Source organism: Bradyrhizobium sp. 1(2017) (assembly GCF_011602485.2).
Lineage (GTDB): Bacteria > Pseudomonadota > Alphaproteobacteria > Rhizobiales > Xanthobacteraceae > Bradyrhizobium.
Map to the genome: position 1 here is coordinate 258097 of NZ_CP050022.2, position 26816 is coordinate 284912.

Sequence of the window (26816 nt, forward strand, 5' to 3'; positions counted from 1 at the left end):
TTTACGAAAACAGGATCGTCGACAAGCGCTTGCGTCCCTCGACGGTTGCATCATCCGTGCCGCCCCAGGCCTCGAAGAACTGGACCAGCTGCTTGCGGGCGCCGTCGTCGTTCCATTTGCGGTCGCGCTTGACGATCTCGAGCAGCTGTTCGGTGGCGGCGGCGCGGTTGCCTTGCGCGTTGAGCGCGGTGGCGAGGTCGAATCGGGCCTGATGATCGAGCGGGTTTGCGGCGACTTTCTGTTCCAGCTCGGCCACCGGCCCCAGTGCTTCCGCCTGCTCGGCGAGGTCGATCGCGGTCTGCACGGCTTTCACAGCGGGATCGTTGCGCTTGGATTCCGGCACCATGGCGAGCGTCTGCTTGGCCTGCTCCATCGCGCCGGAGACGGCATAGCATTTTGCAAGGCCCGCCAGCGCCGCGATGTTGGTCGAATCGTGCTGGAGTACCTCGGCATAGATCTGCGCGGCGGCGGCCGGATCGCCCTCGGCGAGCACGGCCTCGGCCTCCTGCAGGATCTCGGCGATATTGGGCTCGCCCGGCGCGGTCACGCCCTTGGTCAGCTTTTCGATGAAGGCGTTGAGCTGGCTCTCGGGCACCGCGCCCATGAAGCCGTCGGCCGGCTGGCCGTTGACGAAGGCGATGACGGCCGGAATCGACTGGATGCCCATCTGGCCCGGGATCGCCGGGTGCTGGTCGATGTTCATCTTGACCAGCTTGACCTTGCCCTTGGCCGCCTTGACCGCCTTTTCGAGGATCGGGGTGAGCTGCTTGCAGGGGCCGCACCACTCCGCCCAGAAGTCGATGAGCACCGGCTGGCGCTTCGATTCCTCGATGACGTCCTTCATGAAGGACTGGGTGGTGGTGTCCTTGATCAGATCGGCGGCGGCCGGGCCCGCTGCTCCGTTACCCTGGTCGATGATCGTCACGGGATCCCCTCGTCATGTCTGGAATGGCGGCTCTTTAGCACGTCGCAGATAGCATGTGCTCGGTCGTCGGCTCCTAAATTGGGCCGAATGGGCCGAATTTCAATCCATCATGGCCGATTCGTCGGTTCCGGGGTCATTTCGGGCGATTTCGCCGCATCCGGGGTTGATATGGGGGCTGCGAATGCGAATTGATGCCGCCGGTAGCTGTTGCATTCCCCTCCCGCTTTTGGCATACGACAGCCGTTGCCGGCGCGTCACGCGACCGACACAGGATGCGGGTGTAGCTCAGTGGTAGAGCACGACCTTGCCAAGGTCGGGGTCGAGGGTTCGAGCCCCTTCGCCCGCTCCAATTTTTCCCCAGAGCATCCAGCCAAACCGGGTCGGGCCGTGGTTTTCCACGCCGCTGGCGGCTGGCTTGGGTCTGCTGTCTTGGGTCCGCAATGACAATCCTGGTCACCGGCAGCGCCGGCCATCTCGGTGAGGCCATCCTCCGCACCCTGCATGGGCGTCGTTCGCCCGTGCGCGGGGTCGATCTGAAGCCGTCTGCCTTCACCGACGCCGTCGGCTCCATCGTCGATCCCGGCTTCGTGCGGCGCCAGATGGACGGCATCTCCGCCGTCATCCACACCGCGACGCTGCACAAGCCGCATGTGGCGACCCATACCAAGCGGGATTTCGTCGACACCAATGTCACCGGCACGCTCAATTTGCTCGAGGCGGCCGCGGCCGCCGGCGTGAAGAGCTTCGTCTTCACCAGCACCACCAGCGCGTTCGGCGCGCAGCTCCGCCCCGAGGCGGGACAGGCGGCCGTGTGGGTCACCGAGGATCTGCCCCCGGTGCCGAAGAACGTCTACGGCACGACCAAGCTGATGGCCGAGACTCTCTGCGAGCTGTTCTTTCGCGAGCGCGGACTGCCCGTCCTGGTCTTGAGAACCTCGCGCTTCTTTCCCGAGGATGACGACGATCCGGCGATGCGGTCCGCTTACACACTGGACAACGCGCAGGCCAACGAGCTGCTCTATCGCCGGCTGGATATCGCGGACGCGGTGAGCGCCCATCTGCTCGCCGCCGAGCGCGCGCCCGGGATCGGGTTTGCCCGCTACATCGTCTCGGCCACGAGCCCGTTCGAGCAACGCCATCTCGCAGGCCTCGCCCGCAATGCCGCCGGTGTCGTGCGCGAGCTCTATCCGGATTGTACGCAGCTCTATGCGGCGCGCACTTGGCAGCTCTTCCCCGCGATCGACCGTGTCTATGTCAATGCGCGGGCACGGCGCGAGCTGGGCTGGCGGCCGGAATTCGACTTCGCGCATGTGCTGCGCTGCCTGCAAGCCGGCCGCGATTTCCGCAGCCCGCTGGCACACGAGGTCGGATCGAAAGGCTATCATGACACGGTGTTCGACGTCGGGCCCTACCCCGTCGCCCCGTAAGCGCCGTCATGGCCATTTTGCTCGGCGCTTCAAATGCCTCGCCGGTCCCGCCGGGCGCATGCCGGCCTGAGCCGTTCTACTGTGCATGGGGTTGTTCTCGCATTTTTTGCATGTCCGCTCGTGCCGCCCAAAGTGATCCACGCGCGAACTTGATTCCGCGCTGCAGCGAGAGCGTCGTCGTCACGGCGTGCGGCCGTTGACATTCCGTCTCAATTTTTATTGAGCGCAATCGCGGTGGACGCGGTGCGCTTCTCACGGTGCGCAGATGTGCTAACATTTTTGCGTCCGTCGTCCCGACGGACGTTCAACTTCGCCTCTCGACTAGCAAAACAAAATAGAGTGCAGCCCTGACGGCTGCCTTAGGGGAGTGACGCGATGACATCGATGTTCCATCGATCCCTGTTGGCGCTTGCGGCCGTGGCCCTTCTCGCAGGGACCAGCGCCGGCAATGCGCAGCAGCAGGACAAGAACCGGGCACTGAAGAAATACGAATCCGGCACCAAGGAGTTCTGGACCCATCCGCCGGACGACTGGTTCCTCGGCGACGAGACCGAGGCGCAGAAGGGCCTCGCGCCGCCCTCGGGCCCGCCGACCGGCGCCTCCGACGCCGAGCTCGCCAACATCGTCAAGAAGATCAAGCTGCCGGCAGGCTTCAAGATCGAGGTCTATGCCTCGGGCGTGCTGGCCGCGCGGCAGATGGCCTGGGGTGACAAGGGCACGCTGTTCGTCGGCTCGTTCGGCCTCGGCAACGTCTATGCCATCAAGGACAACAACGGAAAGAAGGAGGTCAAGACCGTCCTCAAGGGCCTCAACATGCCCACCGGTCTCGCCTTCAGGGACGGCGCGCTCTACGTCATCGCCGTCGACAAGCTGATCCGCTACGACAACGCCGAAGCCAATCTGGACAAGCTCGGCGACGGCAAGGTCGTCTATGACGACATGCCGTCCTATGCCGCGCATGGCTGGAAATACATCGCGGTCGACAAGGAAGGCTGGTTCTTCCTGCCGTTCGGACCGCCCTTCAACATCGGCATCCCGCCGACCAGCGTGTCGCAGATCCGGCGCGTCGATCCCAAGACCGGCAACGCCGAGATCTGGGCGCTCGGCGTCCGCAACTCGGTCGGCGGCGACGTCGATCCGCGCACCGGCAAGCTCTGGTTCACCGAGAATGCCCGCGACTGGATCAGCGACGATCTGCCCTCGGACAAGCTGAACATGATCAACCGGATCGGCGAGCATTTCGGCTATCCCTATTGTCATCAGGGCAATCTGCCGGACGACAAGTTCGCCATGGGCCACAAGTGCTCCGAGTTCACGCCGCCGGTGCTGAATCTCGGCGCGCACGTCGCCCCGCTCGGCATGAAGTTCTACACCGGCGACCAATTCCCCGCCGAGTACAAGAACAACATCCTGATCGCCGAGCACGGCTCCTGGAATCGCCACAAGTATCAGGGCGCGCGCATCGTGCGCGTGATCGTCGGGCCCGACGGCAAGAATCCCAAGCGGGAGGTGTTCGCCTCCGGCTGGATCGAGGGCGACCAAGGCTATCTCGGCCGTCCCAACGACATCCTTCTTGCCAAGGACGGCTCGATCCTCGTCGCCGACGATTGGGCGGGCGCGATCTATCGCATCAGCTACAGCAAGAAGTAGCGCGACGTCACGGAGAGGCTGCGATCGGGTGACGGCCGCAGCCTTTTCCATCTCAACATCTCCGCTGTCGTTCCGGATTGTACGCTGGCGCTGGTCCGGAACCCATGACCCGACTGCTGGTTATGGACTCCGGCCGCGTGCTTCGCACGCCCTGGAATGACGAGCTCGATCAATCGGAATCACCCACATGCGCCGTCAGTTTTCATCGTACGCAATCGGCGTGCTATCGCTCGCCGCGCTCGCATTCGTCCCCGCGAGCGCCGCCGACAATGCCGCGATCAAGGAGAAGGCGGCCGTCTGCTCCGGCTGTCACGGCGAGAACGGCATTTCGCAGACGGAGAACATCCCCTCGCTGGCCGGCCAGCCCGACCAATTCATCCAGTGGCAGCTCGTGTTCTTCCGTGCCGGCTCGCGCAAGAACGATCAGATGCAGCCGATCGTCGAGGAGATCACCAACGAGGACATCCGCAGTTTCGGCGCCTATTTCGCCTCGTTGACGCCGCCGAAGGGTTCGGAGGATGACGACCCGGATCTATCGAAGAAAGGCGCGCAGGTCGCCGCCGGCCGCCGCTGCGCCTCGTGCCACACGGACAGCTATGCCGGCACCAAGGCGGTTGCGCGGCTAGCGGGTCAGCGCGAGGAATATCTGGTCAAGTCGCTGCGCGACTACAAGGCCGGCCAGCGCGTCGGCGGCGGCGTCGCCGCGATGGCCGATGTCGCCTATCACATGAGCGAGGAGGAAATCACCGCCGTCTCGCACTACCTCGCGCATTTGAAATAGCGCGGCGGCAGACAGAGCTCGTCGTCCCGGGCCGCGACGAAGTCGCGAGCCCGGGACCCATAGCCACAGGGAAGAATTTGGCGAAGACTCGTCGCTGCGGTCTCGCGCCATAACCACTCCTTGTGGTTATGGGTCCCGGGTTCGCGCTACGCGCGCCCCGGGACGACAGCGGAGTTTGGAGCTACCCTGCCCGCTGCTTCTCATACGCCTTCAGATGCGTATACGCGATGCGCAGCTTCGGCACCGGCACCTTGGCCGCATCTGCGCGCGAAATGAGATCGCCGATGACATGATCGGCTTCGACCGGCAGGCCCGCCTTGATGTCGCGGAACATCGACGCCGTCATCGGCGAACCTTCGGCGGTCAAATTGCCCTTCACCCGCTCGAAGAACGGGCCGCCCGGCGGATAGCCCGACGCGGTGGCGATCGCACTGGTCTCGTCCAGCATGCCGAGCAGGAAATCCCGGCCGCCGGGCGCGGCGAGGATGTTGCCGACGGAGGTTCGCATCAGGCTGGTGCTCGCGGCGAGCGAGGAGAGGAATACCCATTTCTCCCACATGTCCTGCATGATGTTCTGGCTGGCGGTGGCGCCATTGATGCCGCTCTTGAAGGCTTCGTCGATGGCCTTCACGCGATCCGACAGCTTGCCGTCGCGCTCGCCGTAATTGATCGACTGCATCGGCTGGAGCTGCACCACCTCGCGCTTCTCGTTCAAGGTCGCGGCGATCGCGCAAAGCCCGCCGAGCACGCGCTCCTTGCCGAATCTGGCATCCAGCGTGTCGAGATGCTTCATGCCGTTCAGCATCGGGATGATCGCGGTGTTCGGCCCGACGGCGGCCGCGAACGACGTGATGGCATCGTCGAGATCGAACGCCTTGCAGCTCAAGAGCACGACGTCGAACTTGTCCTTCAGCGTGTCGGACTGCACGGTCGGCGGATTCTTCAGCGTCACGTCGCCATTCGGGCTCTTGATGACGAGACCGGCGCTCGCGAGCTCGCTGGCGCGGCGCGGCCGGACCAGGAAGGTCACGTCGCGGCCGGCCTGCAACAGCCTGCCACCAAAATAGCCGCCGATGGCGCCGGCGCCGACCACGAGGATACGCATGGGATCTTCCTTGTTGTTGTTTCTTACTGTCGTCCTGGCGAAAGCCGGGACCCATTACCCCGAATGCCGGTTGCCGGACAAGTTGGAGCCCGATCTCGTCACACCATGACCTTCGGTGATCATGCTGCCTGGCCTTCGCCTGGACGACGGCGGAGAGGATAGCTCGTTCTATCCACGATCCGAAGTCACTTCTCCAGCACCATCTCCTCGACCTCGCGCAGTTGTTCCTTGCCGAAGAACATCTCGTCACCGACGAAGAAGGTCGGCGAGCCGAACGCGCCGCGCGCCACCGCGTCCTCGGTGTTCTTGATCAGCTTGCCTTTCACTTCCGGCTCCTGCGCGCGGGCGAACAGTTTTTGCGCATCGAGGCTGGAGGAGGCCAGCGCCTTTGCCGCGGTCTCGGGATCGTCCATCTTCTTCGGCTCGCGCCACATGTGGTGGAAGGCCGCTTCGACGTATTTTTCGAACACGCCTTCGAGCTGCGCCGCGATCGCCGTGCGCATCAGGTTCAGCGTGTTGACGGGGAAGTGCGGATTCCAGACATAGGGCTCGACCTTGAAACGCTTGATGAAGCGCTCGGTCTCGACCTGCTGGAATTCGCGCTTGTTCTTGATGCCGGCCAGCGTCTCGGCCGGAGACTTGTTGTTGGTCGATTTGAAGATGCCGCCGAGCAGGATCGGGACATACTCGAACTTGACGCCGATGCGCTGTTCGACCGCCGGGATCGCGAGATGGCTGAGATAGGCATTCGGGCTACCGAAATCGAACAGGAATTGCGGGGCTGAGCGGGTCAAGTTCGTTCTCCCTTGCGGCGCTTTCGTCCATTGTGGCGCAGCGCACGTCGCAGGTCCACCGTTTAATGATGATCATAATACTCTGATCGTCAGATCAGGCGCTCGATTGCTTGCTTGCGCCACACCAGGAGGTAATAGCCCATCTGCAAAACGAACATGGCGCAGAACACGATCGGATAGGCGGCCCAAACGCCCTCGAGGCCGATCGTGCGGCTGAGGATCACCGCCGCCGGCAGCTCGATCGCGACGATGGCGAAGATCGACAGCAGCATCGGCGTCAAGGCGACGCCGGCGGCACGCATGGCGCCGGAGAACACCGTGGCGAGGCCGAACGGCACCGAGCTCCACAAGGCGATGTACAGCAGTTCCTTCGCCAGATCGAGCACGGCGCCGTCGGTGATGAAGATGCCGAGCACGGCGCGCGGCGCGAGATAGATCAGCGCCACCAGCCCGCCGGTCAGGACGAGATTGAACGCAATGCCGGCGCGAACGATGCCGTCGAGCCGCGCTCGGTCGCCCCCGCCGATCGCCTGCGCGCCGAGGATCGAGACCGCGATCGAAATCGACATCGCCGTGAACTGGGTGTAGCCCATCACCTGATTGACGGCGCCGTACGCAGCCGTGGCGCTCGAGCCGAAGCGGTTGACGAGCCCGAGCAGCACCAGCTCGGCGATCGCCATTACCACCATGCCGATTGCGCTGGGCAGCCCGATGCCGAGGATTTTTCCGAGCACGGCGCCCTTGAGACGCAGATGATGCAGCAGGGCCGCATCCGGCGCCAGGGTGTGCTGCTTCCGCAGCAGGTAGACGGCCAGCACGATCAGCGTCAGCGTGTTGGCGATCGCAGCAGCCCATGCCGGGCTGGTGATGCCGGACGCGGGCAACCCGAAAGCGCCGCGGATCAGCACCGGCGTCAGGATCAGGCCGATCGCGGTCGACAGCGCCAGTGCGAGCAGCGGTGTCACGGTGTCGCCGACGCCGCGGATCATCGCCGTCATCAGGAGGAAGACAAAGCCGAGCGGCATCGTCAGCAGCATGATGCGTGCATAGGCGCTGGCCTGCTCGAGAATGTCCGCGGGCGTTGCGAGCGCCATCATCAGTTGGCGGCTGAAGATGCCACCGATCAGTGCAATCGCAATCGAGAACAGCAGGCCTATCGCCAGCGTCGTGCCGACGACGAGCTTGATCCTGTCATGTTCGCCTGCGCCAAAGGCCTGACCGATCAGCACCGTGGCGCCGGTGCTCAGGCCCATGACGAAAGCGAACAGGAAGAACATCACCGGAAAGAAGGCCGAGACCGCGGCCAGCGCGTCGATGCCGATCATCTGGCCGAGATAGACGTTGCTGACGGTGCCGAACAGCGATTGCAGCGCGTTGCCTAGCATCAGCGGAGCGAGGAAGCGGAGGAATGTCGTCCAGAGACGTGGTGTGGCGGACATGGACTTGCCTTTCATCAGGGCGTGCGAAGCCGTTGCCGCGCAATGCGCGGCTCGGCCGTCGATGGGGTTGTGGAAGGCGCGCCTAGGCGCGGTCGCTATAGGCGAGCTTGACGATGTGGTCGCGGATGTCGGTTGGCCAGTCGGCGATCAGTCCGGTGAAGCGGCGCCGGTCGTCTGCGAACAGCGCGCGCGAGGCTTCCTCGAACTGCGGCAGATTGCCGGCCATGGTCGACATGAAGTGATAGGCCGCATCGCGCGCCTGCCGCTCGCGGTCCTTGTCGCCGCTGGCGCGTCTGGCTTCGTCGACGAGCTTGCGCAGCGCGACCGAGGCGCCGCCGGCTTGTGCGTTGAGCCACTCCCAATGCCGCGGCAGCAAGGTCACCTCGCGTGCGACCACGCCGAGCTTCGGCCGGCCGCGGCCGCGCGGCTCGTTCGGTGGTGCGGTCTCCTCGACCGGCAGCGGGACAAGCTTCGCCAGCCGCGCCAGCACCTCGCGATCGCCGCCGCGTAGATCGAAGTCGATCGACCGGCCCGTTGAGTCCTCGAAGATGATGATGGGCTCGTCCGGCCGGGACGCGATCCGCTTCACGACCAGCGCGACCTCTCCTGCCGGCCCGGATACCAGGCGACGCTGCCCCTGGAAGGCGGTGAAAAACTTCTGCATTGGAATCATTGCCGTATTGATCGCGTTGGCAGTTTAATACCCGGGTAAATTGCCAGCGTCAATATACCCGGGTGAAAATATCCGTCCGGATGGCTCGACATTGCGGTCCCGGGCTGGCACCAACGCGGCAAACGACCAAGCCAAGCTGGGGACCTGCGCGATGCTGACTGTTCATCACCTCAACAACTCCCGCTCGCAGCGCGTGCTGTGGCTGCTCGAGGAGTTGGGCGTGCCCTACGAGATCGTGGGCTATCAGCGCCAGCCGGACATGCGCGCGCCGAAGGAGCTGCGCGCCATTCATCCGCTCGGCAAGTCGCCTGTCATCACCGACAACGGCAACATCATCGCCGAGTCGGGCGCGATCATCGAATATCTCATCGCGACCTATGGCAACGGCCGGCTGATCCCGCCGCCGAATACGCCGGAGCGGCTGCGCTACACATATTGGCTGCATTACGCGGAAGGCTCGGCGATGCAGCCGCTGCTGTTGAAGCTGTTGTTCACGCTGATGCCGAAGCGCGCGCCCGCACTGTTGCGGCCGCTGGTGCGCAAGGTCTGCAACCAGGCGCTCACCGCGCTGGTCAATCCGCAGCTCAAGCAGCACATGGATTATTGGGAAGGTGAGCTCGGCAAGAGCGAGTGGTTCGCCGGCAACGAGTTCACGGCCGCCGACATCCAGATGAGCTTTCCGCTGGAAGCCGCGCAGGCGCGTGGCGGGCTGGAGCAGGGCCATCCGAAGGCGATGGCGTTCCTGGAGCGCATTCATGCGCGGCCGGCCTATGCGCGCGCGCTGGAAAAGGGCGGGCCGTATCAGGTTGGAAGGTAGTGTACCGTCATTCCGGGGCACGCGAAGCGTGAACCCGGAATCTCGAGATCCTCAGGTGCGAAATTGCGCACCGTAGTTCGATGCTTCGCATCGCCCCGGGATGACAGTCGAACATCAATCCGCGTGCAGCACGCGTCCGCGCGTCTCAGGCAGCGCGAATGCGGCGATGAAGAACAGCGCATAGGCGACCACCGCGAAGATCGCGATGGCGTTCGACAGCGACGTCGTTGCCGAGAGCGCGCCGACCAGGAACGGAAACAGCGCCCCGATGCCGCGGCCGAAATTGTAGCAGAAGCCCTGGCCGGAGCCGCGCAGCCGCGTCGGATAGAGCTCGGTCAGGAAGGCGCCGATCCCCGAGAAGTAGCCCGAGGCGAAGAAGCCGAGCGGGAAGCCGAGCACCCACAGGATCTCGTTGGTCAGCGGCAGCTGGGTGTAGAGCAGCACCACCGCCATGGCCCCGATCGAGAAGATCAAGAACAGATTGCGCCGTCCGATCCGGTCGGCGAGCCAGGCGCCGGTGAGATATCCGATGAAGGAGCCGATGATCAGCGTCGAGAGATAGCCCGTCGAGCCGACGATCGACAGGTGCCGCTCCTTGGTCAGGAACTGCGGCACCCAGAAGGTGACGGCGTAATAGCCGCCCTGGCAGCCCGTCGCCATCAGCGATGCCAGGATCGTGGTCTTGAGGATCGGGCCGGAGAAAATCTCCCAGAGCGCCGGACGATCGCCGCTCGCGGCCTGCCTGGCGCGGGCCTGGGCGGAGATCTCGGGCTCGGTGACCGAGCGGCGGATGTAGAACACGAGCAGCGCCGGCAAGGCGCCGATCACGAACATCCATCGCCACGCCGTCTCCGCAGGCAAGGCCGAGAACAGGATCGCCTGCGACAGCACCGCGAGGCCCCAGCCGACGGCCCAGCCCGACTGCACCGACCCGACGGCGCGGCCGCGATATTGCGGCCGGATCGCTTCGCCCATCAGTACGGCGCCGGCGGCCCATTCGCCGCCGAAGCCGAGGCCGAGCAAGGCGCGCGCAATCAGCAGCTGGTCGAAATTCTGCACGACTGCGCAGACCAGCGAGAAGAACGAGAACCAGATGATGGTGATCTGCAGCGTCCTGACCCGTCCGATATGGTCGGAGAGATAGCCGCCGAGCCAGCCGCCGATCGCCGACGCCAGCAGGGTCACTGTGCCAGCGAGACCGGCCGAGGCGGCATCGACCTTCCACAGCGCGATGATGGTGCCGATCACCAGCGGGTAGATCATGAAATCCATGCCGTCGAGCGCCCACCCGGCTGCGCAGGCCCAGAACGTCCGGCGCTCCGGCGTGTTCATGTCGCGGTAGAACGCGAGAAGGCTGGTGTCCTCGATCTCGGCGCGTTCGATGCGCTGGTTCGGATCGGTTGTCGTCATGCGAGTTTCCTGGGCGGTTCTTGGAAAGCTGCGCCTTGGTAGCACGCGTGGCAGCGAGAGCTAGCGGGCCCACGCTCCCGTGCCATGCAAATGACGTGGTTACTGCCCCGCCGCCTCGGCGCCGCGCGTGCGCGGATCGGAGGCACCGAGCGGCCCAGTCGCCGTCACGAGAATCGAATTGGCCGATGTCTGCCCCATCGGCTCGACGATGAGGTGACCCATCGCCTTCAGCTCGGCCAGAACGTCGCTGGGAAAACCGCTCTCGACGCGCACCTCGTCCGGCAGCCACTGATGATGCAGCCGCGGCGTCGCAACCGCGGCCGCGACGTCCATCTTGTAGTCGAGGACGTTCACGATGACCTGGAGAACGGTCGAAATGATGCGGCTGCCGCCGGGCGAGCCCGTCACCAGCACCGGTTTGCCGTCCTTCAGCACGATGGTGGGCGACATCGAGGACAGCGGACGTTTTCCAGGTCCGGGCAGATTGGCCTCGAAGCCGACGAGGCCGTAGGCATTGGACGCGCCGACCGCCGCCGTGAAGTCGTCGAGCTCGTTGTTGAGCAGCACGCCGGTGCCGTCCGCGACGAGGCCGACGCCATAGCTGAAATTCAGCGTATAGGTGTTGCTGACGGCGTTGCCGCGACCGTCGACGACGGAGAAATGGGTGGTGTTGCTGCCCTCGCGCGGCGAGGTGGCGGCAGCAACGAGCTCCTTCGACGGCGTGGCGCGCTCGGTGGAGATGCCCGCGCGCAGCTTGGCGGCATAGTCCTTCGCGGTCAGCGTCTCGATCGGTGCATTGACGAAGGCGGGATCGCCGAGATAGCGCGCACGATCCGCATAAGCGCGCTTCATGGCCTCGATCAGGAGATGCAGCGACGCCGGCGATCCCTGCTTGAGATCGGCGAGCTGAAAGCCTTCGAGGATGTTGAGCGTCTCCACCAGCACCACGCCGCCGGACGAGGGCAACGGCATCGACACGACGTCGTAGCCGCGATAGGTGCCGCGCACCGGCGCACGGATCACCGCCTGATAGGACTTGAGGTCGGCCGGCGTCATGATGCCCCCGGCCTCGCCGACGGCCTTGGCGAGCTTTTCCGCAACCGGTCCCTCATAGAAGCCGCGCGGCCCCTCTGCGGCGACGACCGACAGCGTTGCGGCGAGATCGCCTTGCACCAGCCTGTCGCCTTCACCGAGCGGCGAGCCGTCAGGGCGCGAGAAGATCTTGGCCGAGGAAGGCCAGCGCGCCAACCGGCGGTGCCAGCCCGGCAGCGTGTCGGCCATGTCGTCGCTGACGACGAAACCGTCGCGCGCGAGCGCGATTGCGGGTTCGAGCAGTTGCGCCAGCGTGAACCGGCCCGAGCCGTATTTCTCCAATGCGAGGGCAAGACCAGCGACGGTGCCAGGGACGCCGATGCCGAGCGCGGAATCCCGCGACTTCGTCACGTCAGGCTTGCCATCGGGGCCGAGGAAAATTTGCGGCGTGGTCGCAGCCGGCGCGGTCTCGCGATAGTCGATCGTGATGTCTTCATTGCGGTCGGCGGAATGGATCACCATGAAGCCGCCGCCGCCGATATTGCCGGCGCGCGGATAGGTCACGGCCATCGCAAAGCCGGTGGCGACCGCGGCATCGACCGCATTGCCGCCGCGCCGCAGAATGTCGGCACCGACCTGCGCGGAGATCCTCTCCTGGGCCACCACCATGCCGTGCTCGGCGGCGACGGCACGCACCGCGTCGCGCGCGGGCGGGACATAGCCCCGCCGCGCATCCTGGGCCGTCGCGGGCACGAAGCCGAGCACCAGCGTGGCGATGACGGCCAGGAAGGTCCGCCGCGTCGAATATGACGACATCATCAAAATTTCCGTCGTGCTCTTGGACCAGTCCCTTGGACCAAACCCTTGGGCCAGTCTCTTGGGCCAGTCTCTTTGGATGGTCTCTTGGGAGGGTCCCTTGGGCCAGTTCACACCCGTCACGGCAATGCTATACGGTTTGCCCTGAGAGAGGCAAAACTGTTCGTGATGAGGACTGCGAGATGACGACGATCGCCCCGGATGCGCGCATGGCCAGCGCGTCGCGGACCTATCCGCCGCGCGCCGCCGTCGTCAGCTGGATCTTCTTCGATTGGGCCGCGCAGCCTTATTTCACGCTGATCACGACCTTCGTGTTCGCGCCCTATTTCGCGACCGCCATCGCGCCAAATCCCGCCACCGGCCAATCCTTGTGGGGCTTTGCGATGGCGGCCGCCGGCCTTGCGATCGCGTTGTTGTCGCCGGTGCTCGGGGCCATCGCAGATGCTTCGGGCCGCAGGAAACCGTGGATTGCAGGTTTCGGCGTGGTGCTGGTGCTGGCGTCCTGCACGCTCTGGATCGGCAAGCCCGGCGATCATGCCATCATTCCGCTGGTGCTCACCGCCGTCGCGCTCGCCAGCGTCGGTGCGGAATTCGCCACGCTCTTCAACAACGCGATGATGCCGACCCTGGTGCCGCCGGAGCGGATCGGCCGTCTCTCCGGCACCGGTTGGGCGACGGGCTACATCGGCGGCATCGTCAGCCTGACCATCGTGCTCGGCTTGCTTGCCGCCAATCCCGAGACCGGCCGCACGCTGCTCGGCTTCACGCCGCTCTTCGGGCTCGATCCTGTCACGCGTCAGGGCGACCGCGCCGCGGGGCCGTTGACCGGGCTGTGGTTCATCATCTTCGTGATGCCGATGTTCCTGTTCACGCCGGACTATCCGGCGAAGCGCCCGGTGCGCGAGGCGTTGCGTGAAGGGCTGGCGGAGCTGAAGCAATCGATCAAGGGATTGCCGCAGCAGAAGTCGCTCGCGGCGTTCCTGCTCGCCAATATGATCTACACCGACGGCCTCGTGTCGCTGTTCGCCTTCGGCGGCATCTATGCCGCCGGCACGTTCGGCTGGCACACGATCCAGATCGGCACGTTCGGCATCATGCTGGCGATCGCCGGCGCGTTCGGCGCCTGGCTCGGCGGCAAGCTCGACGATCGTCTCGGACCGCGGCGCGTGATCGCCGGCAGCCTGCTGATCCTGCTGCTGTCGGTGGCGGCGATCCTGCTGGTCGACAAGGATAGCGTGCTGTTCGTCAAGGTCGCGCCCCCGCAGTCGGGTGCGGGCTTGTTCTCCAGCGCTGCGGAGCGCGCCTATCTGGTGCTGGGCTGCCTGATCGGCGCAGCCGGTGGCCCGTTGCAGGCCGCGTCTCGCACGCTGCTGATCCGCCTCGCGCCAAAGGATCGCATCGCGCAGTATTTCGGCCTGTTCGCCTTGACCGGGAAGGTGACGTCCTTCATCGGCCCGCTCCTGATCGGCATGATCACCGCGGCAACGGCCAGCCAGAAGGCCGGCATGGCCGTGCTGGTGGTGTTCTTCGTCGCAGGATTGGGGCTGTTGATGCGGGTGCGGGACTAGCCGCAATTCGCCGTCATCCCGGGGCGCGCGAAGCGCGAGCCCGGAATCTATCGTGCAGCGTGTCATGTGGAGAAATGGATTCCGGGTTCGCGCCAAGGGGCGCGCCCCGGAATGACGGCGAGATCAGTGCCTGAAATGCCGCGTTCCCGTGAACACCATGGCAATGCCGTGCTCGTCGGCGGCCTTGATCACCTCGTCGTCGCGCATCGAGCCGCCGGGCTGCACCACGGCGGTGGCGCCGGCCTCGATGCAGGCGAGCATGCCGTCGGCAAAGGGGAAGAACGCATCCGAGGCCACCACCGAGCCCTTGGTCAGCGGCTCGGCGAGCTTGAGCTCACCCGCCGCATCCTGCGCCTTGCGCGCCGCGATCCGGGCGGAATCCACCCGGCTCATCTGGCCTGCGCCGATGCCGACGGTGGCGAGATCCCTGGCGTAGATGATGGTGTTGGACTTGACGTGTTTTGCGACACGGAACGCGAACTTCAGGTCACGCATTTCCGCATCCGTGGGCGCCCGCTTGGTCACGACCTTGAACGTCATGTCGTCGACCACGGCATTGTCGCGGCTCTGCACCAGCAGGCCGCCGGCGACCGTCTTGGCCGTGAGTCCGGGGGCGCGCGGATCGGGCAGGCTGCCGGCGAGCAGCAGGCGAAGGTTCTTCTTGCCTCCGATGATGGCGATGGCCTCCTCGGTGGCGTCGGGTGCGATGATCACCTCGGTGAAGATCTTCGTGATCTCGCGCGCGGTGTCGGCGTCGAGCGGAAGGTTCATCGCGATGATGCCGCCGAAGGCGGAGGTGGAGTCGCAGGCCAGCGCCTTGCGATAGGCGTCGACGAGGTTCGGGCCCTCCGCGACGCCGCAGGGGTTGGCGTGCTTGACGATGACGCAGGCCGCGGTGCGCCCGGCGTCGAACTCGCCGATGCATTCATAGGCCGCATCGGTGTCGTTGATGTTGTTGTACGAGAGCTCCTTGCCCTGCAGCTGCCGCGCGGTCGAGACGCCCGGACGCTTGTCGGGCGTCGCGTAGAATGCCGCGGTCTGGTGCGGATTCTCGCCGTAACGCAGCGACTGGATCAGCCGGCCGCCGAAGGCACGGAAGTCGGGCGCGTCGATCTCGAGCTGGCGGTTGAACCAGTTCGAAATCGCAGCATCGTAGGCCGCGGTACGGGCATAGGCCTTTGCGGCAAGGCGCCGGCGCAGCTTCAGCGTGGTCGCGCCCTTGTTGCCGGCAAGCTCGTCGAGCACGGCCTTGTAGTCCTCGGCCTCGACCACGACCGCGACGTCGTCATGGTTCTTGGCGGCGGCGCGGATCATCGCGGGGCCGCCGATGTCGATGTTCTCGATGCAGTCCTCGAAGCCGGCGCCTTTGTCGACGGTGGCCTCGAACGGATAGAGGTTGACGACGAGAAGGTCGATCGGCGCGATGCCGTGCGCCTTCATCGCTTCCGCATGCTCCTTATTGTCTCGGATCGCGAGCAGGCCGCCATGCACCTTGGGATGCAGTGTCTTGACGCGGCCGTCCATCATTTCGGGGAAGCCGGTGAGGTCGGAGACGTCCTTCACCTTGAGGCCGGCGGCCGCGATCGCTTTCGCAGTGCCGCCGGTCGAGACCAGCTCGACATCATGCGCGGCCAGCGCCTTTGCGAACTCGATCAGGCCGGTCTTATCGGAAACGGAGAGCAGGGCGCGGGTGACGCGGCGTGGATGGTCAGTCATGAGCAAGATCCTCTGTCTTAAGGAGTGTCTATGCCCAGGCGCGCGGCGGATATGTGTCGCGCTTCCCGATGGTGCTCCATCCAAGGTCGCCAGTCGCGCGAGCGCGTGCTCGATAGCAGCTTTCGGCCGGTTTCACAACGCCGGACAGGACTGGCAGACGCGCGTCTACAGCGGCAGTTCCGGCTCCCGCCGCGCGTTTCTTCGGGCATTGGTGACCGTCGGCGAGGCGGTGGACCGCACAAAACTCCAGCGGATCGAGGGTGCCTGCCGCGCATCCTGACGGATCACGATCTGAGCGGTGCGGCGCGGCCCGTCATTGCCGGCCAGAAACACGCTGTCCTCGAGATCGACCTTGTCGTCCAAGGCTTCGAAGGTCCATACGTCGCGGTTCGGCAGCACCAGCATGACGCCGCGGGCATCCGACAGCCGGCTCGCCTTCACCGCCGGATGCAGATGGAAGCGCAGCGCGAAATCGGCATCCGCGCCCTTGAAGCGCCCGCCCTGCGGCGGCGACAGCGTGTCCTCGCCGTCGATGCGCGCGCCGTCATTGGCGATCATCAGCACGCGGCGATGGATCGCGCCGAATTTCGAGAGGTACCCGTCATGCGAGGTCGTCAGCAGCGTGCCGTTCTGCACGACCTCGCGATAACTCTCGACCTCGACCGGGCCGCTGGTGACGGGCGCCCCGTGCAACAGGCGCTTCATCGCCGACATCTCCACGAACTGGCATGACGACGTGTCGTGATAGGTCAGCGTCGAATGTGCCGCGGTGCTGCGCGCGAACGGCCGCCAATTGTCGCGGCCGGTGGTCGGCATGCCGCAATTGGTGACGATGCGGCTGATGCCGGAGGACAGCTCGAACGACAGGCAGCCGGCATGGGCGTCGTGGCTGATGCCCGCCGGCGGTGGCGGGCCGGTGTCGATGATCACCGTGGTCTGGCCGGCATCGAGGCGCTGGAAGCCGGTATGCGGCATGTTCGCCATCGGCGCGCCATGGGTGTCGTCATAGGCGAGCAGCGTCGCGAGCAGGTCGGACGGCGTCGCGCTCATGCCGTTGAACAGCGCGAAATTGCCGTCGCCGTGGCGGAAGAAGCGCAGCATCGGCATCATGCGGTCGATCGCGTTCAGCAGCGCCGGCGGCGGCGCAATGTTGCGCGCGGCAAAGGTCTGCCGCAGCGGCAACAGGTCGATCAGCAGATCGATCAGGGCGCCGGGGTTGCGGGAGATGTGTCCGCCGTCGGGAAGGATCTGCCGCTGCAATTCGTCCGAGAGCTTCTTCGAGGTGCTGCGGATGTGGCGCGCCTGGTTGGCGAGGCATAGCGCCGCGTAGCACAGCGCGATCAGCACCTGCAGCTTCGGCACCCCGTCGGGAATGTCGAGCATGGTGTAGCGCAGGAAGCGGATCTCGCGTGCCAGCGCGCGCAGGTAACGGCGATAGAACTTGTTGTCGGTGTCGTTGAGCACCAAGGGCGCCTGCGACAACAGCGAGATCACTCGCCGTGACAGCACGTCCGCGCGCCGCGCGACCGGACGGCGCTTGTTGGCGGGGTTCGAGATCCAATCCTCGACCAGCGCACGCGCATTCGCCCGCGTCAGCGCAGTGTCGGCGGCGCGCAAGTGCCGCAGCCAGCCGAAGCCGAGCAGCGCGACCTCCCAATCCTCCGACGGCGGTTCGAGATCGAAGATCGAGCGGCCGTGGCAATTGACGATCTTGCCGGCAAAGACGAAGCGGCCGGCATAGATCTCGGCGGCGCGGGTCGCGTCCGCGGTGCGCAGGTCATGCGGCGCGATGATCAGCCGGTCGGTGCGGCTGGGCCAGACCCGCGACACCGCCACGGACCCGCCGCTCGCGCGCGCGAGCATGTTCCGCGCGAAGCGGTTCATCACCAGCGTCGAGATACGTCTGCGTTGAGCGACCGACACGCCTTGCCTTGAAGGGGAGAGGAGGATTGCGACGAATCCTTATTAATCCCAAAATCGGACGGCTGACACCACCTTGAACGGCGCGAATCAGTGTCGAGCTTGCAAAATCCGGTGCAAAATCAGGATTTAACGAGCCGGGCGGCGTAGAAACCGTCGAGCCCGCCGAGCTTGGGATCGGCGTTCGGCAGATGGCAGGGCAAGGTGCGCAGATCGCCGTCTGGGTTGAGGATCTGGTCGAGGCCCGCGACCTCCGACGCCTCGATCGGGACGCGGCGAAGCGCGGGCTCTGCGGCCAGAAGCGCGGCAATGGCGTGCTCGCCCTCTTCGGGTTCCAGCGAACAGGTGCAGTAGACCAGCGTCCCGCCCGGCTTGAGCAGCGATACGGATTTTTTCAGCAGCCGCTGCTGGAGCGCGGTGAGGGCGGCGATATCGGATTCCTGCCGGAGCCATGCCACGTCGGGATGACGGCGGATCGTGCCGGTCGAGGTACAGGGCGCATCGATCAAGATACCGTCGAAGGCTTCGGCTGGGCCGGCCCATTCCACGGCGTCAGCGACGACAGTCTCGGCTTGCAGCGACAACCTGCCCAGATTTTCGCGCAATCGCGCCACCCGGGCGGGCGAGCGGTCGATGGCCGTGACATGGGCGCCTGATAGCGCCAGCTGCGCAGTCTTGCCGCCGGGGGCGGCACAGAGATCGGCGATGGACTTGCCCTTGATGTCGCCGAACAGCCGCGCGGGCAGCGCGGCGGCCGCGTCCTGCACCCACCATTGTCCCTCGGCGAAACCCGGCAGCATGATCACCGAGCCGTGCAGCAGCATCCGCACCGTTCCGGTCGGCAGCGTCTCGCCATGCAGGCGGCTTGCCCATTGCGCGGCGTCCGATTTCACGGTCAGGTCGAGCGACGGTTCGTGGCCGAGCGCGAGCGCCATGTCTCTTGCGGTCGCCTCGCCATAATGCGCGCTCCAGCGCGCGAGCAGCCACGGCGGCAGGTCAAGCGATTGCGTGGCAACTTCCTCGACCAGGGCCTTGCCTTCGCGCGCGCAGCGGCGCAGCACGGCATTGACGAGGCCGGCATAGCGCGCGGCGCGCCGGTCGGATTGCACAAGGCGAACGGAGAGATCGACGGCGGCGTGATCGGGCACGTCCATCCAGAGAATCTGCGCGGCGCCGATCAGAAGCGCGCTCTGCGCGCGCGGCGCGTCGGAAGGAATGCCCTTGTCGAGCAGGCGGGACAGCACATGGCCGAGCGTGCCGAGCCGGCGCAGCACGGTGGCGACTAGGCGGCGCATCAGCGCACGGTCTCGGTCGGCCAGCGTCTTCAATCCGGGATGGGCACCGCCGCCGTCGAGTTGATCGTCGAGCGTGCGGTGCTTGTGCAGCACACCGTCGACGATGTCGGCGGCGATCCGCCGCGCCGCAAGACCTGGCACTTCGGATGGAGGAGCGAAACGTTGAGATGGCATGCGGAAGCAAGGTTCTGAGCGAGCGGCAGTTCCGCCGCGATGGGCGCATGCCTTAACCGGCTCATCTCTGGCACGCGAATATGCCAAATGTAAGAATGGCCTCTCGTGTTTGCAGCCCTCGATGACCATTTCAGCAATGCGTTATTGGACGTCGCGCGACCCGTGATCCTGCGCTAGGAACCGCCGAGATGAGTGACAAGCCCTCCGTTCCCGATCGCAAGCCGCTATCGCCAGCGGCCCAGCGCGCACTGGCCGAAGCCGAAGCGCGCCGGCAGTCCGCGGCCGCGCATGCTGAAGTGACGCCCAAGGAGCTACAGGGACCGAAGGGACCGGAGCCAACCCGTTACGGCGATTGGGAGCGCAAGGGCATTGCTTCGGACTTTTGAGACGTCGCTTTACCCGCGCTCTTCTTGAGCCACCTTGCCGGTTCGGCCGACTCAGCCGTAGCGTGCGCGTATGTCCCGCTTCGATCCCGGCCACCCATACCGGCCTTCATACAGCGGCTCGCCGTTCGGCCGCCGCTTCTCCGGACTCTTGCCGTGGATGTTCGTGGTCGGCGTTGTGACGGCCGTCGTACTCGGCTTTCGCCACGGAACGATCTGGCCCATTCCGCATATGGATAGCGAACAATCGCGAGATGCCGCGATCATCCTGCAGCAGTCCGGCAATCCTGATGTCAGGCAAGCGGTCGAGGTCGTCCGCACCATCGACGGTGACACTTTTCTCGCGCGCATGCATCAGCGCGACGGGCGCGATCTCGTCGCGCGCGTCCGTCTGCGCGGCATCGATGCGCCTGAACTGAAAGCATCCTGCCAGGATGAGCTGAACAAGGCCGAGGCCGCGGCGGCGGCGCTGCACAATCTGCTCGGCCAGGGCGATGTGACGATTTCCAATCTCGGGCCCGACAAATACGGGCGCGTTCTCGCCGATGTCGCAACCCGGCGGACCGCCAGCGTCTCAGCCACGCTGCTCGCGGGCGGTTACGTGCGCAGCTACAATGGTGGCCATCGCGACGGCTGGTGCGCGCGCGGCTGGCGCTTCTGGTGACAGAAAAGTCGCGTCGCAGGACGCGGCTTTCGCGATCTCTTCGATCAGCGCGTCACGACCACCGTCGTGCCCACGGAGACGCGGCCGTAGAGATCGGTGATGTCGTCGTTGAGCATGCGGATGCAGCCATAGGAGACGAAGCCGCCGACCGAGCCCGGCACGTTGGTGCCGTGGATCGCATATTCGCCGCCAGCCAGCGTCATGGCCGCAACGCCCATCGGGTTGCGCGGCGAGCCGCCCGGAATCATGTCGGGAATGTTCGGCTTGTCGCGCTTCACCTCGGCGGGCGGCGCCCATGCCGGGTTGAGATATTTGCCGTCGATCTTCGTCGTGCCGGCCCATTGCTTGCCGGACTTGCCGACGCCGACCGGATAACGCACGGCATGGCCGTTATCGAGGATCAGATAGAGCCGCCGCTCGCTGGTCCTGACGACGATGGTGCCCGGCGAATAATCGGCCAGGTGTGCACCCACCAGTTCCGGCCGCGCCTCGGCGGCAGTCGACATCAAGAACCCAGCCCCGATGGTGGCAGCCAGCGCCACCGCGATCCTCATCGACATCGATGCTTCCCCTTGCCCTAAATGGATTGTCCAAAAATCTACGCAGACCCGGCAATCGCTGCGTACCCAGACATTCTTGACCGCGCCCGTTAACCAGATGGTTTCCACGCGAGGCCCCAAGGGTCCGCCAGCAGGCGGAACAAAGGAAAAGTTCGAAATAAAGTAAATGATCTGAAAACAACACTCGACGGGAAAGATGCGGGCGGGACCTGGCGCGCCCTGACAAGCGCGTGAGGATGTGAACGGCTGTTGTTTCAGGAGGAGCGATAACGCGGAATACGATCTCGTGTCCCGGACGCGGCGCAGCGCCCATAAACGCGTTCACGCGCGTCTTCGACGCGCTATGGCGGTGCGACGCAGAGCCGGGATCTAGAGCGACGCATCCCGCCGTTACATGGGCCCCGGCTCTGCAGCGCAGCGCTGAAGAAGCGCTGCGCTGCGTCCGGGGCACGAGGCCTTCTTATGCCGGCTTCTTGTTCTGCCGGTTCTTGACGAGGTCGTCGACCACGGCGGGATCGGCCAGGGTCGAGGTGTCGCCCAGGCTGCCCGGCTCGTCCTCGGCGATCTTGCGCAGGATGCGGCGCATGATCTTGCCTGAGCGGGTCTTGGGCAGACCCGGCGCGAACTGGATCTGGTCGGGCGAGGCGATCGGACCGATCTCCTTGCGCACCCAGGTGACGAGCTCCTTGCGCAGGTCGTCGCTCGGCTGCACGCCGGCCATCAGGGTGACATAGGCGTAGATGCCCTGGCCCTTGATGTCATGCGGGAAGCCGACCACCGCGGCCTCCGACACCTTCTCATGGGCGACCAGCGCGCTCTCGACCTCTGCGGTGCCCATGCGATGGCCGGAGACGTTGATGACGTCGTCGACACGGCCGGTGATCCAGTAATAGCCGTCGGCGTCGCGTCGGCAGCCGTCGCCGGTGAAGTATTTGCCCTTGTAGGTCGAGAAATAGGTCTGCTCGAAGCGGGCATGGTCGCCATAGACCGTGCGCATCTGGCCCGGCCATGAACGGGTCAGGCAGAGATTGCCTGACGTTTCGCCGTCCAGCACCTTGCCGTCGGCATCGACGATCTCAGGCACCACGCCGAAGAACGGCTGCGTCGCCGAGCCCGGCTTGAGCTTGGTCGCGCCCGGCAGCGGCGTGATCAGGATGCCGCCGGTCTCGGTCTGCCACCAGGTATCGACGATCGGGCAGCGGCCGTCGCCGACGACGCGGTGATACCACTCCCAGGCCTCCGGATTGATGGGCTCGCCGACCGAGCCGAGCAGGCGGAGCGAGGCGCGCGAGGTCTTCTTCACGGGATCGTCGCCCGACTGCATCAGCGCGCGGATCGCAGTCGGCGCGGTGTAGAAGATATTGACCTTGTGCTTGTCGATGACGTTCCAGAACCTGGAATTATCGGGGTAATTCGGCACGCCTTCGAACATCAGCGTGGTCGCGCCGTTCGCCAGCGGTCCGTACAGGATGTAGCTGTGGCCGGTGACCCAGCCGACGTCGGCGGTGCACCAGTAGATGTCGCCGTCGTGATAGTCGAACACGTATTGATGCGTCATCGAGGCGAACACGAGATAGCCGCCGGAGGTGTGCAGCACGCCTTTGGGCTGGCCGGTCGAGCCCGAAGTGTAGAGGATGAACAGCGGATCCTCGGCGTGCATGTGCTCGACGGGGCATTCGGTCGTCACCATCTTGGCGGCGTCGTGATACCAGAGGTCGCGCGAGGGATTCATCTCGACCGTGCCGCCGGTGCGCTTGACCACGACGACCCAGTCGACGCCGTCGGCCTTGGTGAGCGCCGCGTCGACATTGGCTTTCAGCGGCACCTTCTTGCCGCCGCGCAGGCCTTCGTCGGCGGTGATGATCACCTTGGACTGGCAGTCGTTGATGCGCTGGGCGAGGCTGTCGGGCGAGAAGCCCGCGAACACCACCGAGTGGATCGCGCCGATCCGCGCGCAGGCCAGCATCGCATAGGCCGCTTCCGGAATCATCGGCAGGTAGATGGTGACTCGGTCGCCCTTCTTGACGTTGCGGGTGCGCAGGATGTTGGCCATCCGGCAGACCTCGTCGTGCAGCTCCTTGTAGGTGATGTGCTTCGATTGCGAGGGATCGTCGCCCTCCCAGATGATCGCGGTCTGGTTGGCGCGCTTGGAGAGATGCCGGTCGATGCAGTTCCAGGCGACGTTGAGGATGCCGTCCTCGAACCATTTGATCGAGATATTGCCGGGCGCAAAGGAGACGTTCTCGATCTTCGTCGGCGCGTGCATCCAGTCGATGCGCTTGGCCTGCTCCGCCCAGAAACCGTTCGGGTCCGAGATCGAGCGAGCGTACATGTCCTTGTACTTGGTCTGGTCGACCCAGGCGCGCTTCGCCCAATCTGCGGGTACGTCGTAGATCTTCTCGGACATGTTTCCCTCCACCTACGGCAAGCCGAGCACAGGCTTCCGGCCAGCCGACTTCACCGTTGAACGATTATGCGTCGGGCTAACCGGACCCGACAAGGAGCACAAGCTGGACCTTCGGTGAGCCGCCGGCCATGCGAGGGATCAAGGCCGCTCGGCGCGACTGTCGCAGAACTGAAACAGGCCGACGGCCCGGCTTTGCGGCCTTTACCGAACTCTGCGGAATAGGCCGGCGCAGGGCGCCATGCATCCGGTGAAGGTATTTAGAAACCTTTCTTCACCGATTCGGGACTCGCAATACGGTTCGGAACACCCTAAATGGCCAACCCGGGGTCCAACGAGGCCCCTGGAACAAAAATCAGAACAATCGCATTGACCGATAACAGGCAGGGCTAAGGCATAAGACTATGATGGATCAGCAGAATCTCGGGACGATGCGGCCCGCTTCAGCCGATCCTGCAGCCGTCGCCCTCGCCAAAGCCCTGGGACAATGGCCGAAACCGACCGGTTTCAGGCGCCCCAGCCCCAAAAAGACCTTTGACACGGCGCCGGCGACCGTGGAGGCGCTTGCCAGGGAACTCGGCCTGCGGCTCGGCGACCAGAACGAGCTGACCATCCGGCGCATCAAGCGCGGCAAGGGCTATTCCTTCGTTCGCCCCAACGGCGCCCATATCCGCGACGCCCGCACCATCCGCCGGCTGCACGCCATGGCGGTGCCGCCGGCCTATCGCGAGGTGCGCTATTCCGCCGATCCGAGCTCGCATCTGCAGGCCGTGGGACGCGATGCCGCGGGGCGGCTGCAGTACCGCTACCACGCCGATTGGGAGAAGGTCCGCGAGCATCGCAAGGCGCATCGCCTGGAGAAGCTCGTCGGCGCGCTGCCAAAGATCCGGCGCAAGGTCTCGGCGTTCCTGTCGGGCGACGAGCCGACGCGTGAATTCGCCCTCTCGGCCGTCATCGAGCTGATCGCCCGCACCGCGATCCGCCCCGGCAACGAATCCTATGCCCGCCTCAACGGCACGCGCGGCGCCACCACGCTGCTCAAGTCCAACGTCACGCTGGAAGACGATTGCTTCGTGCTGACCTTCAAGGCGAAGGGCGGCAAGGCCGTGCGGAAAGAGTGCGACGCCGCCAAGCTGGTGCGCGCCATCGGCATCCTGCAGAGCATCCCGGGCAAGCGCATGTTCCAGTATCGCGACGCCTACGGCATCGTGCGCGCGGTCAACACCACGCAGGTCAATGCGTTCTTGCGCGAGATCGCCGGCATCAAGATCTCGCTGAAGGATTTCCGCACGCTGATGGCGTCCGCCGTCGTCGTGGAATCGCTGTCGCGGATCACGCCGGCGAGCAGCCAGCGCGGCCGCAAGAAGCAGGTGCTGGACGCGATCCGTGCCGCCGCAGACAAGCTCTCCAACACGCCGGCGATCTGCCGCAGGAGCTACGTCCACGACACCATCGTCACCGCCTTCGAGGAGGGCATCCTCGAACGCTTCGCCGCGACCATGAAAGGCCAGCGCTCGCAGGCGAGGCGCGAGCAGCTTCTGGCGCAAGTGGTGGCGACCGCGGCGGTTTGACATGCCGTTGCCAGATCCTTCCGCTGCCAAGTCTATCCTGAAACGTCTATCCTGAAACGCCCCGGTCCGGACCGGGGTCGACGCCCGCAGCTGCCGTGGTGAGCCGTTCCAGATAATGCGCCCAGCCCTTGGCATGCGCAGCGGCCTGCTCTTCCGTCGGCAGGCCGCTATGAGTCATCCGCAGCAACGTGCCGCCGTCGTGCTCGATCAGGTCGATCTCGATCAGGCTCGAGCCGGGCGGCACCTCCTGGCCGCCCTCCCAGCCGAACGTGTAGGCCAGACGATGCACCGGCACGACCTCGCGGAAGGCGCCGCGGGCGCCACGGCCGCGCGGGCCGATGCCTTTGAGCAGATAAAGCCCGCCGGGATGCGGCTCCGTGGTCGCCTCGGAACCCATCCAGCTCAAGATCTTCTCGGGGTCGGTCAGATAGGCGAAAACAGTCGCGCGCGGGGCGGCAATCTGGGTCTCGCGTCGCACTATGAACGGTTCGGTCATCGGCGATCATCCCTGGGCTGACACCCGGACATGGCGGCGCCGGCGCGGCCCGTCAAGGATTGCCCGTGACAAAGGTAGCGTGCTCTCGTCATGATCGAGTCATGCAGCTCTCCCCGACGCTCGCCTGGCTTGTCGACGCCGCCTCGGACAGTTCTGGGGCGGACCGCCTGCTTGCGGAACTCGGCGCACATCTGGTGGCTGACGGCGTGCCGCTTGCGGCGGGCGCCCTGACGCTGGAAGTGCCGCATCCGTTGATCGCGAAGCGGACCTGGTTGTGGCGCGCCGACAGCGGCCGGGTGATCGAAGCGCTCGGCTTTGCGCCGGGTGGCCTCGCGCCCGATCCGCCCAACGATGCGGGCCGTCGTTGGTTGCGCGACATCGCGGGCGGTGTGGTGCATGAGGACATCGCCGGACGGCCCGATGGGCCGTTGCTCGGCTGGATCGGGCCGCGTCCGTTCGCGGCCGACGAGATCGAGCAGTTGCGCCAGGCGGCGCGTTTTGCCGCAACGCCGCTCGCGGTGCTCGCCGGGCGCGCCACGTTGCGGGCGACGCTGGACGCCTATCTCGGCAAGCGCAGTGCGGAGCGGGTGCTCGCGGCACCCTTGCGGCGCGATCTCGGCGAGACCATTCAGGCGGCGCTGCTCTACGCCGATTTGCGCAACTTCACGCTTCTGTCTGAAACCAATCCGCCGGCCGATGTCATCGCGGCGCTCGATGCCTGGTTCGATCGCATCGCCGGCGCCGTTCACGCCTTCGGCGGCGAGGTGCTGAAGTTCATCGGCGACGGTGTGCTGGCGATCTTTCCCGTGATCGAAGCATCACCCCGCCGCGCCTGCGACGCAGCTCTGCGCGCGGCGGGCGCGGCCGAAGCCGGTATGGCGTATCTCAACCGCGAGCGGCGCGCCCAGGGGTTGCCGCTGCTCGGCTTCGGTGCCGCCCTTCATCTCGGCGAGATGCTCTGGGGCAATATCGGCGCAGCCAACCGGCTCGATTTCACGGCGATCGGTCCCGCCGTCAATCTCGCCAGCCGGCTCGAAGGGTTATGCAAGCCGTTGGGGCGGACCGTGCTCGTGTCGGGCGCGCTCGCCGCGGAGACGGATACGCCCCTCATCGCGCTCGGCTCGCATCCGCTGCGCGGCATCGCCGCGCCTTGCGAGGTGTTCGCACTGCCGGAGACGGAAGCTCGGATATCGTAG

General features: G+C 65.5%; 22 protein-coding genes, 1 tRNA gene and 1 riboswitch. Of the genes, 10 read left to right on the forward strand and 13 right to left on the reverse strand.

Annotated features, from left to right (window positions below; genetic code table 11):
- Window position 1 precedes the first annotated feature (1 nt).
- The gene (trxA, locus tag HAP40_RS01225) at window positions 2-925 is read right to left on the reverse strand and encodes a thioredoxin (RefSeq protein WP_166811526.1); all 924 of its coding nucleotides are present in this window, start codon (window positions 923-925) and stop codon (window positions 2-4) included.
- A 274-nt stretch (window positions 926-1199) separates the two neighbouring features.
- On the opposite strand from trxA, the gene HAP40_RS01230 reads away from it, so the two are divergent.
- The 4 genes from HAP40_RS01230 to HAP40_RS01245 all read left to right on the forward strand — a co-directional run bounded on the left by HAP40_RS01230 (window position 1200) and on the right by HAP40_RS01245 (window position 4783).
- Window positions 1200-1274, forward strand: a tRNA-Gly gene (locus HAP40_RS01230).
- Window positions 1275-1365: 91 nt separating this feature from the next.
- On the forward strand, window positions 1366-2352 hold the full coding sequence (locus HAP40_RS01235; protein WP_166811525.1) for an NAD-dependent epimerase/dehydratase family protein: 987 nt from the start codon (window positions 1366-1368) through the stop codon (window positions 2350-2352).
- A gap of 375 nt (window positions 2353-2727) precedes the next feature.
- Window positions 2728-4002 (forward strand): PQQ-dependent sugar dehydrogenase, encoded by a 1275-nt coding sequence (locus tag HAP40_RS01240; protein WP_166811523.1) that lies wholly within the window; start codon window positions 2728-2730, stop codon window positions 4000-4002.
- Between the two features lie 187 nt (window positions 4003-4189).
- A complete protein-coding gene (locus HAP40_RS01245; RefSeq protein ID WP_166811521.1) occupies window positions 4190-4783 on the forward strand; it encodes a c-type cytochrome in 594 nt (197 codons plus the stop codon).
- 181 nt (window positions 4784-4964) lie between these two features.
- Here HAP40_RS01245 and panE read toward each other — a convergent pair whose 3' ends face one another.
- The 4 genes from panE to HAP40_RS01265 all read right to left on the reverse strand — a co-directional run bounded on the left by panE (window position 4965) and on the right by HAP40_RS01265 (window position 8785).
- Window positions 4965-5888 (reverse strand): 2-dehydropantoate 2-reductase, encoded by a 924-nt coding sequence (gene panE / locus HAP40_RS01250; RefSeq protein WP_166811519.1) that lies wholly within the window; start codon window positions 5886-5888, stop codon window positions 4965-4967.
- A gap of 185 nt (window positions 5889-6073) precedes the next feature.
- A complete protein-coding gene (locus HAP40_RS01255) occupies window positions 6074-6682 on the reverse strand; it encodes a 2-hydroxychromene-2-carboxylate isomerase (protein WP_166811517.1) in 609 nt (202 codons plus the stop codon).
- 89 nt (window positions 6683-6771) lie between these two features.
- Window positions 6772-8121, reverse strand: a complete 1350-nt coding sequence (locus HAP40_RS01260; RefSeq protein ID WP_246741199.1) for an MATE family efflux transporter — start codon at window positions 8119-8121, stop codon at window positions 6772-6774.
- Window positions 8122-8203: 82 nt separating this feature from the next.
- Window positions 8204-8785 (reverse strand): DUF2239 family protein, encoded by a 582-nt coding sequence (locus HAP40_RS01265; RefSeq protein WP_166811513.1) that lies wholly within the window; start codon window positions 8783-8785, stop codon window positions 8204-8206.
- A 160-nt stretch (window positions 8786-8945) separates the two neighbouring features.
- Between HAP40_RS01265 and HAP40_RS01270 the strand changes: the two genes are divergently transcribed.
- Window positions 8946-9611 (forward strand): glutathione S-transferase family protein, encoded by a 666-nt coding sequence (locus tag HAP40_RS01270; RefSeq protein WP_166811511.1) that lies wholly within the window; start codon window positions 8946-8948, stop codon window positions 9609-9611.
- Window positions 9612-9725: 114 nt separating this feature from the next.
- On the opposite strand, the gene HAP40_RS01275 is transcribed toward HAP40_RS01270, so the two are convergent.
- Both HAP40_RS01275 and ggt read right to left on the reverse strand, forming a co-directional pair.
- Complete coding sequence (locus tag HAP40_RS01275; RefSeq protein ID WP_166811509.1) at window positions 9726-11021, reverse strand: MFS transporter; 1296 nt, start codon at window positions 11019-11021, stop codon at window positions 9726-9728.
- Between the two features lie 99 nt (window positions 11022-11120).
- A complete protein-coding gene (gene ggt / locus HAP40_RS01280; RefSeq protein WP_166811507.1) occupies window positions 11121-12872 on the reverse strand; it encodes a gamma-glutamyltransferase in 1752 nt (583 codons plus the stop codon).
- 179 nt (window positions 12873-13051) lie between these two features.
- On the opposite strand from ggt, the gene HAP40_RS01285 reads away from it, so the two are divergent.
- Entirely contained in the window at window positions 13052-14437 is a 1386-nt protein-coding gene (locus HAP40_RS01285) for an MFS transporter (RefSeq protein ID WP_166811505.1), read from the forward strand.
- A gap of 123 nt (window positions 14438-14560) precedes the next feature.
- Here HAP40_RS01285 and purH read toward each other — a convergent pair whose 3' ends face one another.
- From purH to HAP40_RS01300, 3 genes are all read right to left on the reverse strand, one after another.
- Window positions 14561-16153: a bifunctional phosphoribosylaminoimidazolecarboxamide formyltransferase/IMP cyclohydrolase gene (gene purH, locus HAP40_RS01290; protein WP_166811503.1), complete on the reverse strand. Its 1593-nt coding sequence runs from the start codon at window positions 16151-16153 to the stop codon at window positions 14561-14563.
- Window positions 16154-16178: 25 nt separating this feature from the next.
- Window positions 16179-16260, reverse strand: a riboswitch (ZMP/ZTP riboswitch).
- Between the two features lie 58 nt (window positions 16261-16318).
- Window positions 16319-18037, reverse strand: coding sequence for a heparinase II/III family protein (locus HAP40_RS01295; RefSeq protein ID WP_166819195.1), 1719 nt, complete (start codon window positions 18035-18037; stop codon window positions 16319-16321).
- Window positions 18038-18195: 158 nt separating this feature from the next.
- Entirely contained in the window at window positions 18196-19542 is a 1347-nt protein-coding gene (locus HAP40_RS01300; RefSeq protein WP_166811501.1) for an RsmB/NOP family class I SAM-dependent RNA methyltransferase, read from the reverse strand.
- Window positions 19543-19730: 188 nt separating this feature from the next.
- Here HAP40_RS01300 and HAP40_RS01305 point away from each other — a divergent pair, with 188 nt between their 5' ends.
- Entirely contained in the window at window positions 19731-19928 is a 198-nt protein-coding gene (locus tag HAP40_RS01305) for a DUF1674 domain-containing protein (RefSeq protein WP_166811499.1), read from the forward strand.
- A 70-nt stretch (window positions 19929-19998) separates the two neighbouring features.
- On the forward strand, window positions 19999-20589 hold the full coding sequence (locus HAP40_RS01310) for a thermonuclease family protein (RefSeq protein WP_166811497.1): 591 nt from the start codon (window positions 19999-20001) through the stop codon (window positions 20587-20589).
- A gap of 44 nt (window positions 20590-20633) precedes the next feature.
- Here the strand turns inward: HAP40_RS01310 and HAP40_RS01315 are convergent, their stop codons facing one another.
- Window positions 20634-21149 carry a L,D-transpeptidase gene (locus HAP40_RS01315; protein WP_166811495.1) on the reverse strand — a complete coding sequence of 172 codons (516 nt, stop codon included), beginning with the start codon at window positions 21147-21149 and terminating at the stop codon, window positions 20634-20636.
- 460 nt (window positions 21150-21609) lie between these two features.
- Window positions 21610-23556, reverse strand: a complete 1947-nt coding sequence (gene acs, locus HAP40_RS01320; protein WP_166811493.1) for an acetate--CoA ligase — start codon at window positions 23554-23556, stop codon at window positions 21610-21612.
- Between the two features lie 401 nt (window positions 23557-23957).
- On the opposite strand from acs, the gene HAP40_RS01325 reads away from it, so the two are divergent.
- Window positions 23958-25124, forward strand: a complete 1167-nt coding sequence (locus HAP40_RS01325) for a DNA topoisomerase IB (protein WP_166811491.1) — start codon at window positions 23958-23960, stop codon at window positions 25122-25124.
- A gap of 46 nt (window positions 25125-25170) precedes the next feature.
- On the opposite strand, the gene HAP40_RS01330 is transcribed toward HAP40_RS01325, so the two are convergent.
- Window positions 25171-25620, reverse strand: coding sequence for an SRPBCC family protein (locus tag HAP40_RS01330; protein ID WP_166811489.1), 450 nt, complete (start codon window positions 25618-25620; stop codon window positions 25171-25173).
- 101 nt (window positions 25621-25721) lie between these two features.
- On the opposite strand from HAP40_RS01330, the gene HAP40_RS01335 reads away from it, so the two are divergent.
- Window positions 25722-26816, forward strand: coding sequence for an adenylate/guanylate cyclase domain-containing protein (locus HAP40_RS01335; protein ID WP_166811487.1), 1095 nt, complete (start codon window positions 25722-25724; stop codon window positions 26814-26816).

Bases quoted from the DNA above. Each gene is read 5' to 3' on its own strand.
- HAP40_RS01260 (WP_246741199.1), bottom strand. From the start codon at position 8,121: ATGTCCGCCACACCACGTCTCTGGACGACATTCCTCCGCTTCCTCGCT.
- HAP40_RS01300 (WP_166811501.1), bottom strand. From the start codon at position 19,542: ATGCCATCTCAACGTTTCGCTCCTCCATCCGAAGTGCCAGGTCTTGCG.
- HAP40_RS01325 (WP_166811491.1), top strand. From the start codon at position 23,958: ATGATGGATCAGCAGAATCTCGGGACGATGCGGCCCGCTTCAGCCGAT.
- HAP40_RS01275 (WP_166811509.1), bottom strand. From the start codon at position 11,021: ATGACGACAACCGATCCGAACCAGCGCATCGAACGCGCCGAGATCGAG.
- panE (WP_166811519.1), bottom strand. From the start codon at position 5,888: ATGCGTATCCTCGTGGTCGGCGCCGGCGCCATCGGCGGCTATTTTGGT.
- HAP40_RS01240 (WP_166811523.1), top strand. From the start codon at position 2,728: ATGACATCGATGTTCCATCGATCCCTGTTGGCGCTTGCGGCCGTGGCC.
- HAP40_RS01295 (WP_166819195.1), bottom strand. From the start codon at position 18,037: ATGAACCGCTTCGCGCGGAACATGCTCGCGCGCGCGAGCGGCGGGTCC.
- HAP40_RS01265 (WP_166811513.1), bottom strand. From the start codon at position 8,785: ATGCAGAAGTTTTTCACCGCCTTCCAGGGGCAGCGTCGCCTGGTATCC.
- HAP40_RS01270 (WP_166811511.1), top strand. From the start codon at position 8,946: ATGCTGACTGTTCATCACCTCAACAACTCCCGCTCGCAGCGCGTGCTG.
- HAP40_RS01310 (WP_166811497.1), top strand. From the start codon at position 19,999: ATGTCCCGCTTCGATCCCGGCCACCCATACCGGCCTTCATACAGCGGC.
- acs (WP_166811493.1), bottom strand. From the start codon at position 23,556: ATGTCCGAGAAGATCTACGACGTACCCGCAGATTGGGCGAAGCGCGCC.
- HAP40_RS01245 (WP_166811521.1), top strand. From the start codon at position 4,190: ATGCGCCGTCAGTTTTCATCGTACGCAATCGGCGTGCTATCGCTCGCC.
- HAP40_RS01335 (WP_166811487.1), top strand. From the start codon at position 25,722: ATGCAGCTCTCCCCGACGCTCGCCTGGCTTGTCGACGCCGCCTCGGAC.
- HAP40_RS01235 (WP_166811525.1), top strand. From the start codon at position 1,366: ATGACAATCCTGGTCACCGGCAGCGCCGGCCATCTCGGTGAGGCCATC.
- HAP40_RS01315 (WP_166811495.1), bottom strand. From the start codon at position 21,149: ATGTCGATGAGGATCGCGGTGGCGCTGGCTGCCACCATCGGGGCTGGG.
- ggt (WP_166811507.1), bottom strand. From the start codon at position 12,872: ATGATGTCGTCATATTCGACGCGGCGGACCTTCCTGGCCGTCATCGCC.
- HAP40_RS01285 (WP_166811505.1), top strand. From the start codon at position 13,052: ATGACGACGATCGCCCCGGATGCGCGCATGGCCAGCGCGTCGCGGACC.
- purH (WP_166811503.1), bottom strand. From the start codon at position 16,153: ATGACTGACCATCCACGCCGCGTCACCCGCGCCCTGCTCTCCGTTTCC.
- HAP40_RS01305 (WP_166811499.1), top strand. From the start codon at position 19,731: ATGAGTGACAAGCCCTCCGTTCCCGATCGCAAGCCGCTATCGCCAGCG.
- HAP40_RS01330 (WP_166811489.1), bottom strand. From the start codon at position 25,620: ATGACCGAACCGTTCATAGTGCGACGCGAGACCCAGATTGCCGCCCCG.